The sequence below is a fragment of the Micromonospora sp. NPDC049580 genome, from assembly GCF_040675595.1.
Taxonomy (GTDB): domain Bacteria; phylum Actinomycetota; class Actinomycetes; order Mycobacteriales; family Micromonosporaceae; genus Micromonospora.
The window spans coordinates 1-8,959 of sequence record NZ_JBFAPG010000257.1 but is presented as its reverse complement, the minus strand read 5'-3'; the positions used below and the strand labels follow the sequence as shown (position 1 = coordinate 8,959).

The 8,959-nt window shown below is 69.7% G+C and carries 6 protein-coding genes; 3 read left to right on the top strand and 3 right to left on the bottom strand.

All coding sequences use genetic code 11. The annotated features are described in order from the left end of the window. Positions 1 to 164: 164 nt before the first annotated feature. Both AB0J68_RS20090 and AB0J68_RS20085 read right to left on the bottom strand, forming a co-directional pair. The gene (locus AB0J68_RS20090) at positions 165 to 1,136 is read right to left on the bottom strand and encodes a sugar ABC transporter permease (RefSeq protein ID WP_354856186.1); all 972 of its coding nucleotides are present in this window, start codon (positions 1,134 to 1,136) and stop codon (positions 165 to 167) included. Positions 1,137 to 1,154: 18 nt separating this feature from the next. Further along, positions 1,155 to 2,396 (bottom strand): sugar ABC transporter substrate-binding protein, encoded by a 1,242-nt coding sequence (locus tag AB0J68_RS20085; RefSeq protein ID WP_354856185.1) that lies wholly within the window; start codon positions 2,394 to 2,396, stop codon positions 1,155 to 1,157. Between the two features lie 300 nt (positions 2,397 to 2,696). On the opposite strand from AB0J68_RS20085, the gene AB0J68_RS20080 reads away from it, so the two are divergent. Both AB0J68_RS20080 and AB0J68_RS20075 read left to right on the top strand, forming a co-directional pair. After that, a complete protein-coding gene (locus tag AB0J68_RS20080; RefSeq protein WP_363939882.1) occupies positions 2,697 to 4,532 on the top strand; it encodes an RICIN domain-containing protein in 1,836 nt (611 codons plus the stop codon). 189 nt (positions 4,533 to 4,721) lie between these two features. After that, positions 4,722 to 6,332 (top strand): arabinofuranosidase catalytic domain-containing protein, encoded by a 1,611-nt coding sequence (locus tag AB0J68_RS20075; RefSeq protein ID WP_363939881.1) that lies wholly within the window; start codon positions 4,722 to 4,724, stop codon positions 6,330 to 6,332. A 144-nt stretch (positions 6,333 to 6,476) separates the two neighbouring features. On the opposite strand, the gene AB0J68_RS20070 is transcribed toward AB0J68_RS20075, so the two are convergent. Beyond that, on the bottom strand, positions 6,477 to 7,094 hold the full coding sequence (locus AB0J68_RS20070) for a TetR family transcriptional regulator (RefSeq protein ID WP_363939879.1): 618 nt from the start codon (positions 7,092 to 7,094) through the stop codon (positions 6,477 to 6,479). A gap of 189 nt (positions 7,095 to 7,283) precedes the next feature. Between AB0J68_RS20070 and AB0J68_RS20065 the strand changes: the two genes are divergently transcribed. After that, positions 7,284 to 8,921 carry an MDR family MFS transporter gene (locus AB0J68_RS20065; RefSeq protein ID WP_363939877.1) on the top strand — a complete coding sequence of 546 codons (1,638 nt, stop codon included), beginning with the start codon at positions 7,284 to 7,286 and terminating at the stop codon, positions 8,919 to 8,921. Positions 8,922 to 8,959: the final 38 nt, after the last annotated feature.

Here is an 8,959-nt window from a genome sequence, read left to right as displayed (position 1 = left end):
GCCGTCCAGCGTGCCGTCGGTCGGGAACAGGTGCGGCGGACTGGCCCGCATGTCCTGGTCCCGGGTGAACGACACATTGATCATCCAGTAGACGGGGAAGAGCATCAGCCCGGTCAGCACCAGACCGACTCCGGTCTTCCACCAGACACGACGCGGTGACGTGGTCATCGTAGGTGCTGCCTCCGCTGGGACCGGATGTAGACGAGCCCGGCGATCAGGGCCATCACGATGAGCAGGTTGCCGACGGCCGCGCCCGGACCGAACTCGGGCAGCAGGTTGCCGAAGCCGAGGCGGTACGACCAGGTGGCGAGCGTGGCGGAGGAACCGGTCGGGCCGCCCCTGGTCATGATCCAGATGATGTCGAAGACCTTCAGCGTGTAGATCAGCCCCAGCAGCAGCGTGATCGCGGAGACCGGGCGCAACAGCGGGAACGTGATCGACCAGAACCGTTGCCAACCGGTCGCGCCGTCGAGCGCGGACGCCTCGTACACCTCGACCGGGATCGCTGCAAGGCCGCTGTAGAGCACCACCAGGTTGAACGGAATGCCGATCCAGACGTTCGCGATGATCACCGAGGTGAGCGACCAGGTCGGCGAGGTGAGCCAGTTGACCGGGTCGATCCCGACGACGCCCAGCGCGGCGTTGACCAGGCCCGAGTCGCTGTTGAGCAGCCACGACCAGGTCGAGGCCGACACGATCAGCGGCAGCAGCCACGGTACGAGGATCAGCGCCCGCAGGGTGCCCGACAGCGGGAAGTTCTGGCGGAAGAAGAGGGCCAGGGCCATGCCGATGCTGAACTGGAAGACGAGCGACGCGCCGGTGAAGACCACTGTGTGCGCCAACGTCGGCCAGAACGCCGGGTCGGCCAGGACGGTGCGGTAGTTGTCCAGGCCGGCGAAGGGTGCGCCGCCCTGCACGAACGAGCGGACGGTGTACTCGCGCAGGCTCAGCTCGACGTTGCGGTAGAGCGGGTAGGCGTAGAAGGCCAGCAGGTAGACGACCGTCGGCGCCAGGAAGCCCCACGCCAGCCAACGTCCGGGCCGGCGGCTTCGAGGCGCGGGGGGCCCGGGTGGGGCGGCCTCAACCGCCCCACCGTGGCCTCGCGTGATGGTGGAAATCCGCGTCGTGGGGGTCATCGTGTCGGTTCGGCGCGCTTACTTGCTCGTGGCCGAGGCCTGCGCGGCGGTCAGCGCCTCCTGCGGCGACTTCCCGCCGCTCAGGGCTGCCTGCACGGCGGTCCACAGTGGTTCGGAGATCTTCGGGTACTTCGTGCCGAGGTTGTCACCGGTGCGGCCCTTCGCCGCCCGGACGGCCTCCACCCAGACCTTGAGCTTGGGGTTCTCGGTTGCCTGCCGGTCCTGCACGGCGGCCACCGGCGCGACGTAGGAGAGCGTGGTGTCGGTGGTGAGGAGATTGTCGGCGCTGGTGAGGCAGGTGACGAGCTTCTGCGACGTCGCGTACCGGTCGGTCTTTTTCTGGACCGGGATCGAGACGAACTCGCCACCGGTCGGCGCCGGGGCCGGCCCACCGGCGCTGGCCGGGATCGCGATGGTGCCGTACGAGAAGCCGAGCTTCTCCGCGTTGGCCAACTGCCAGGTGCCGTTCTCGGCGAACGCGAAGTCGCCGGTGGCGAACTCCTGCCAGCTCGTGGTCTGGGTGTTGTTGATGACCGAGTTCGGGGCGTAGCCCTGCCCCAGCCAGTCCGTCCAGAGAGTCAGCGCGGACACCGCCTGCGGCGAGTCCAGGCTGGTCAGCTGGGCGCCCGATCCCCAGAACCAGGGCAGGAACTGGAAGCTGCCCTCCTCGGTGCCGATCGCGGAGAAGGTGATGCCCTTCTTGCCCTTGGCCTTGACCTTCGTCAGCGCCGCGGTCAGTGACGTCCAGTCCTTGACCGAGGCCGGGTCGACGCCGGCGGCGGTCAGCAGGTCCTTGTTGTAGTAGAGCGCGAGGGTGTTGGCCCCGATCGGCACCCCGTACGTCTTGCCCCCGCTCTGGCCGGCGCCGAGCAGGTTCGCCGCCATGCTCGACACGTCCAGCTTGTTCTCTTCGGTGGTGGTGAGCGCGCCGGCCTCGGCCAGTGTCGAGATGACCGGGTTGTCGACGATCAGCACGTCCGGCGAGTTGCCCTGCTGGGCGGCGAGCAGCGCCTTGTTGGTGAGGTCGGTGGTGTCGTAGCCGGTCCGCTCGACAGTCACGCCCGCCGAGGTTCCGCACTTCTTGAGCAGGGCGACCCAGTCGGAGTCGTCGGCGAACTGCGGATACGGGTCCCAGACGAGGTACGCGCCGCCGCCACCGTCGGAGTCGCCGGACGACGACGAGCAGGCGCTCGCCGTCACCGCGGCGAGCGCTAGCACGGCAACGGCGGCCAGGCGCCGCCGTCGGTTGAGTCGTGTCATGTGCTGCCTCACTTCAAGTCGATCGTCAGGTGGGGTGTCGTGGGTTGACCGTCGCGGGCCGGACCACGTCCGACCATGAGGCGAACCGATTCGACGAACCGGTTCGCACGAAGATAGGACCGCCCGTGCGCGATGGTCAAGGGCTGGTGAGCGTCCACGGAGGCACTGCTGGGAAACAGCGGCTTCACGCGATCGTCACTTCATTGACACGGATGAGTCTCCGACCTACGATCCCTGCGAATCGATTCGCAAGCGCAGCCCTCCGGAGAGCGTCCCCCGCGCCCCACCAAGGAGCCGCCCGTGAAAACCCCGTCCCGCAGCAGGTCGGGACGAGCCCACGCGCTCGTCGCCCGACTCGTCGTCGGCCTGCTCGCCGCAACCACCGCCGTCACCGTCGCCGCGTCCCCGGCCCAGGCCGCCGACGAGTCGATCAGCGTCAACTTCTCCACCACCACCGGCACGCCGACCTACCGCGCGTCCGGCTGGATCTACGGCATGACCGAGAACGCCAGTGGCCCGCCCGACCACTTCTACCGCGACGTCAACTTCCAGTACATGCGCGCCGGCGGCGCGCAACTGCCCGGCAGCGGCTGGGTCGGTGGAAACTACGACCGCCGCTGGAACGCCACAGTCGCCCAGGCCCGTCGGACCGTCGCCCTGGGCGGGCAGTTCATCCTGTTGCCGCACGACCTGTGGGGCGCCGACGGTGCCGGCATCTCCCGCTTCCCCGGCGACAACGGCAACTGGACCGACTACGACAACTTCCTGACCCGGGTGATCAGCGACGTCCGGGCGTCCGGACTGTCGGTGCAGTGGGACATCTGGAACGAACCCAACATCACCATCTTCTGGAACCGGCCGATCTCCCAGTACCTCGAACTCTGGCGGCGCACGTACCAGCGCCTCCGGACGGAGTTCCCCAACCAGCTGATCGTCGGGCCGAGCTGCGCCTGCGTGCCGTCGACCAACCACGCGTTCTGGAACCAGTACCTGGACTTCGTGCGCTCGACAAACACGGTGCCGGACATCATCAGCTGGCACTCGCTGCCCGGTGACCCGGTCGCCAACGTCGCCGCCGCCAACGCCACCCTCGACCCGCGCGGCATCCCGCATCCCCGCCCCTACCAGATCAACGAGTACGGGGCGAGCAACGAGCAGAACCCGGCCGACGGCGCCTGGTACATCGCCCGCCTGGAGCGGGCCCGGGCGGACGGCCTGCGGGCCAACTGGGCCAGCGCCGGCAACCTGCACAACGACCTCGGCAACCTGCTGGTCCGCAACTCGGCCGGCCAGCATCAGCCCAAGGGCGAGTGGTGGGTCTACCGCTACTACGCCTCCCAGGCCGGACAGATCGTCTCGGTGACCGGCAGCCAGTCGTACGACGCGTACGCCACGAAGGCGAGCGGGGTGGCGAAGGTCCTGGTCGGTGGTGGTCGTACGACCGGGAACCTGGCCGTCAACCTGCAACGCCTCGACACGACAAGTGGCGTGGTGCAGAACAACCAGGTGCGGGTGCTCACGCAGCGCATCCCGTACAACAACGGTGGTGCGGTGCAGGGGCCGATCACGGTCTCGAACAGCGTCGTCACCGTGTCCAACAACAACGCCACCGTGACCCTGCCGTACGGCAACCAGAACGACACGTACACGGTGACCCTGCTGCCACCCTCCGAAGCGGGTTTCCAGTCGGTGGCGGTGGCCCAGCACTCCCAGCAGTGCCTGGACAACACCGGCCTGAGCACCGCCGACGGCAACGTCCAGCAGCAGTTCTACTGCGAGGGCGGTGACCAGCAGCTCTGGAACTTCCGGCCGGTCGCCGGCGTGGCCGACACCTACACGGTGGTCAACCAGCAGAGCGGCAAGTGCCTCGACGTCAGCGGCGTCTCCACCGCCAACGGCGCCGCCGTGACCCAGTGGACCTGCCAGAACGGGCTCAACCAGCAGTTCACCCTCCGGAAGGTGACCTACTCCGGTAACGACTCGCACGACTACCAGCTCGTCGCCCGGCACAGCGGCAAGTGTGTCGACGTCAACGGCGTCTCCACGGCGGCCCGGGCGACGGTCCTCCAGTGGACCTGCAACGCGGTCAGCCAGGGCAGCCCGCTGAACCAGACCTGGCGGGTCTGGGGGCGGTAGGCGTCGCGGAAGAGGTCAGGCGGTGGCCGTCGGCACGGGCGGCCACCGCCGGACTCCCGCCGGGCGGGCTTTCATTGACACTCATCGAAAATTGATCCTACGATTGCCGCGAATCGATTCGGCTGCCCCCGCCACCACCACCTGCGGCGTCGGCACCTCCACGCCGTCACGACTCCGAGGAGCCACCTCGTGCGAACCCCGTCCCCCTCCGGGCCAGGCATGGCCCGCGATGCCATCCCGAGACGTCGCCTCCCACGCCTGGCCGTCCTGGCCAGCGCGCTGGCCGGCGTCCTCGTCCTCGTCACCGTCGGTGCTGCGGCCGGCGCCGGATCGTCCGCCGCCGAGGCCGCCGCCGCGCCGCTGGCGGCCGCCGCCATCGCGCCCGGGCAGAGCACCACAATCGTCGGCGTCCCGTCCGGTCGATGCGTCGAGGTTCCCAACTCCAGCACCACCAACGGCACCCAGACCCAACTGTGGGACTGCAACGGCGCGGCCGGCCAGACCTGGACCTGGACGTCGAGCAAGCAGCTCACGGTGTACGGCAACAAGTGCCTGGACGCCTCCGGCCGAGGCACCACCAACGGCACCGCGGCGATCATCTGGGACTGCAACGGCCAGACCAACCAGCAGTGGAACGTCAACAGCAACGGCACCATCACCGGTGTGCAGTCCGGGCTGTGCCTGGACGCCAACGGCGCGGCCACCGCGAACGGCACCAAACTGATCCTCTGGGCCTGCAACGGCGGCGCCAACCAACAGTGGGCCTCGCCGAACACCCCGCCGACCACCACCCCGCCGACCACCACCCCGCCGACCACGACCCCGCCGCCGAGCGGCGCGCGCCCGTGCGACATCTACGCCTCCGGCGGCACCCCGTGCGTGGCGGCCCACAGCACGACGCGAGCCCTCTACGCGACGTACGCCGGCAACCTCTACCAGGTCCGGCGCTCGTCGGACAACACCACCCGCAACATCGGCCTGACCGGCACGGGCGGCACCGCCAACGCGGCGACGCAGGACTCGTTCTGCTCCGGCACGACCTGCGTGATCACCGTCGTCTTCGACCAGTCCGGGCGCGGAAACGACCTCTGGTACCAGGGGTCCAGCGTGGTTCCGGGCTCGCCGCAGAGCAGGCCGGCGACCGCGACCTCGGAGTCCCTGACGGTCGGCGGCGCCAAGGCGTACTCGCTCTACATCAATCCTGGCAACAGCTACTGGCGCGACGGGCACCTGACCGGCGTGCCGACCGGCGCGGCGCCCGAGGGCATGTACATGGTGACCAGCGGGACCCACGTCAACAGCGGCTGCTGCTTCGACTACGGCAACAGCGAGACGACGCGCAAGGCCGACGCCGCCGGCGCGATGGACGCCATCAACTTCGGCAAGCAGTGCTGGTTCGGCGGTTGCTCCGGCAGTGGTCCCTGGGTGCAGGCCGACCTGGAGTGGGGTCTGTTCCCCGGTGGCAGCAGCTCGTGGAACCCGAACCAGCGGGCGTTCACCAGCAAGTTCGTCACGGCGACGCTCAAGAACAACGGCACGTCCCGCTTCGCCATGAAGGGCAGCGACGCCCAGTCCGGCAGCCTCTACACGCTGTGGGACGGCTCGCTCCCGTCGGGATACAGCCCCATGAAGAAGCAGGGCGCGATCATCCTGGGCAGTGGCGGTGACTGCTGCAAGCCCGACGGGGGCGCGAACCTGAGCGCCGGCACCTTCTACGAGGGGGCCATGGTCGCCGGTTACCCGTCCGACGCGACCGAGAACGCGGTGCAGGCCAACGTGGTGACCGCCGGTTACCGCTGACCCCGTCGACGGCGGGCCTCGTCCGCCGGCCACCAGCGCCGAGAGCGGTGGTGGCCGGCGCGACGGGGTCCGCCGTCGTTCCGCTGTGGCGCTCGCTGGCAGCGGGCCGGTGCGCGCCGCGTCGGGTCGTGCACCTGTCGATGGTCAGGTCGTCGAGTCGTCTGCCGGTGCGGCGGCCGACGGGGGAGCGACCTCGGCGAGCGCGGTGCGAACGATCTCCAGCAGGTCGTCGCCCGGGTGGTCGATCCAGTGCTGGGTGGCGACGCGCAGGGCAGCCAGGAACGTCGCGGTCAGCAGACGGGAGCGCAGCTCCACCGCCGCGCCGGTGAGCCGGTGCGCAAGCTCCGCGGCCAGCTCGCGCTCGATCGCGGTGTACGCCGCCACCTGGTGCGCGGCCAGGCCGGGGTGCCCGCGCAGCTGCCGGCGTCGGGTCAGCCAGCTGCGGTCGCGATCATCCGATGATTCCCTGGTCACGTGTTCGGCCGCCCGGCTCAGCGCGGTCCACGGCGCCTCGCTGCCCGGCCGCTCGTGCACCAACTGCAACAGCCTGCGCAGGCGCACCGTGTCACCGTGGAAGAGCGCCTCCTCCTTGCTGGAGAAGTAGTTCGAGAACGTCCGCCGGGAGACGTTCGCGGCGTCGGCGATCGCCTCGATGGTCACGCCGTCGGGGCCCTGCTCGGCCGCGAGGCGCAGCGCTGACTCGTGCAGGGCGAGGCGGGTGGCCGCCTTCTTGCGCTCCCGTAGGCCGGTGATCTCGTCCATCGCGCTCAGCGTACGTCGAGTGACCGGCTTCTCAATGCGCAAACTTGCCGACTGGGCAAGATCGGTAGATGCTTGCGTGAGGCAACCAACTCAGGTGCGCGAATGCGCGGGTTCGTGAACCCATGGCGCTCGCCGCGCAGCCCTGTTCGACGTAGCCCTCGTCAACCACGACAAGCTGGAGGCCGCGCGATGAGCGCACCCACCACCACGGCCGGCGCGGAGCCGATGACCCACCGGCAGACGCTCGAGGCGCTCAGCGGTCTGCTGCTGGTGCTCTTCGTCGCGATGTTGAGCAGCACTGTCGTCTCGACCGCGCTTCCCAAGATCATCGGGTCGTTGAACGGCTCCCAGAACCAGTACACCTGGGTGGTCACCGCGACCCTGCTCACCGCGACCGCCACCACCCCGATCTGGGGCAAGCTGGCTGACCTGTTCAACAAGAAGCTCCTCATCCAGATCGCCATCGTGGTCTTCCTGGTGGGCTCCGTCATCGCCGGCTTCTCGCAGAGCGCGGGGCAGCTCATCGCCGCCCGCGCGTTCCAGGGCATCGGGGTCGGCGGCCTGCAGGCCCTCGTCCAGGTGGCGATCGCCGCCATGATCCCGCCGCGTGAGCGGGGCCGCTACAACGGCTACCTCGGCGGCGTCATGGCCGTCGCGACCGTCGGCGGCCCGCTGCTCGGCGGCCTCATCGTTGACACGTCCTGGCTGGGCTGGCGCTGGTGCTTCTTCGTGGGCGTGCCGGTCGCCGTCATCGCGCTGATCCTGCTCCAGGCGACCCTGCACCTGCCGACGCTGCGGCGGGAGAACGTCAAGATCGACTACCTGGGTGCCACCCTGATCGCCGCCGGCGTCAGCGTGCTGCTGATCTGGATCTCCTTCGTCGACGGGTCGTTCGCGTGGGTCTCCTGGCAGACCGGGGTCATGGTGGGCGGCGCGCTCCTCCTGCTCGCCCTCGCGGTCTGGGTGGAATCGCGGGCGGCCGAGCCGGTGGTTCCACTCGGCATCGTTCGCCAGCACACCACCGCGCTGGCCATCCTCGGCAGCCTCGCGGTCGGCATGGCCATGTTCGGCGGCGCGGTCTTCCTCGGCCAGTACTTCCAGATCGGCCGCGGCTACAGCCCGACGGAGGCCGGCCTGCTCACCATCCCGATGATGGCCGGCGTCCTCGGCTCCTCGATCGTCGCCGGCCGGCTGATCACCAGGACCGGGCGGATCAAGCCGTACATCGTCGCCGGTTCGATCATCCTGGTCGCCGGGTTCGCGCTGCTCGGCACCATCGACCACGAGACGTCGCTCGTCCTGGTCGGCGTCGCCATGTTCATCGTCGGCACCGGCGTCGGCATGACCATGCAGAACCTCGTCCTCGCCGTCCAGAACACGGTGGCCCTCAAGGACATCGGCGCGGCCAGCTCCAGCGTCGCGTTCTTCCGGTCGCTCGGCGGCACCATCGGTGTCTCGGTGCTCGGCGCCGTCCTCGCCCACCGGGTCACCGACCAGATCACGCGCGACCTGACCGCCGCCGGGATCCCTGCCTCCGGCGCCGGCGGCGACAGCAACCTCAACATCACCGCGCTGCCCGAGGGGATCCAGCACATCGTGCGGGCCGCGTACGGCGACGCCACCGGGCACATCTTCCTCATCTCGGCCGCCATCGGGGTGGTCGGCGTCATCGCCGCGCTCCTGCTCCGGCCGGTGACCCTGCGGACCAGCCTCGACCTGCCGGACGCCGCCACGACGGCGGTCGGCGCCGACGCGGTCGACGGGGCGCCCGCGTTCGACCAGGTCTCCGTCGACCCCGCGCCGAGGGGGACGCCCGACCGGCGCTGACGTCCGACCGCAGCGGGCCGCCACCGTCTGGAGACGGT

What these genes read in the sequence shown, in the direction of transcription:
- AB0J68_RS20090 (WP_354856186.1), bottom strand. Translation starts at nt 1,136, where the DNA reads ATGACCCCCACGACGCGGATTTCCACCATCACGCGAGGCCACGGTGGG.
- AB0J68_RS20085 (WP_354856185.1), bottom strand. Translation starts at nt 2,396, where the DNA reads ATGACACGACTCAACCGACGGCGGCGCCTGGCCGCCGTTGCCGTGCTA.
- AB0J68_RS20070 (WP_363939879.1), bottom strand. Translation starts at nt 7,094, where the DNA reads ATGGACGAGATCACCGGCCTACGGGAGCGCAAGAAGGCGGCCACCCGC.
- AB0J68_RS20065 (WP_363939877.1), top strand. Translation starts at nt 7,284, where the DNA reads ATGAGCGCACCCACCACCACGGCCGGCGCGGAGCCGATGACCCACCGG.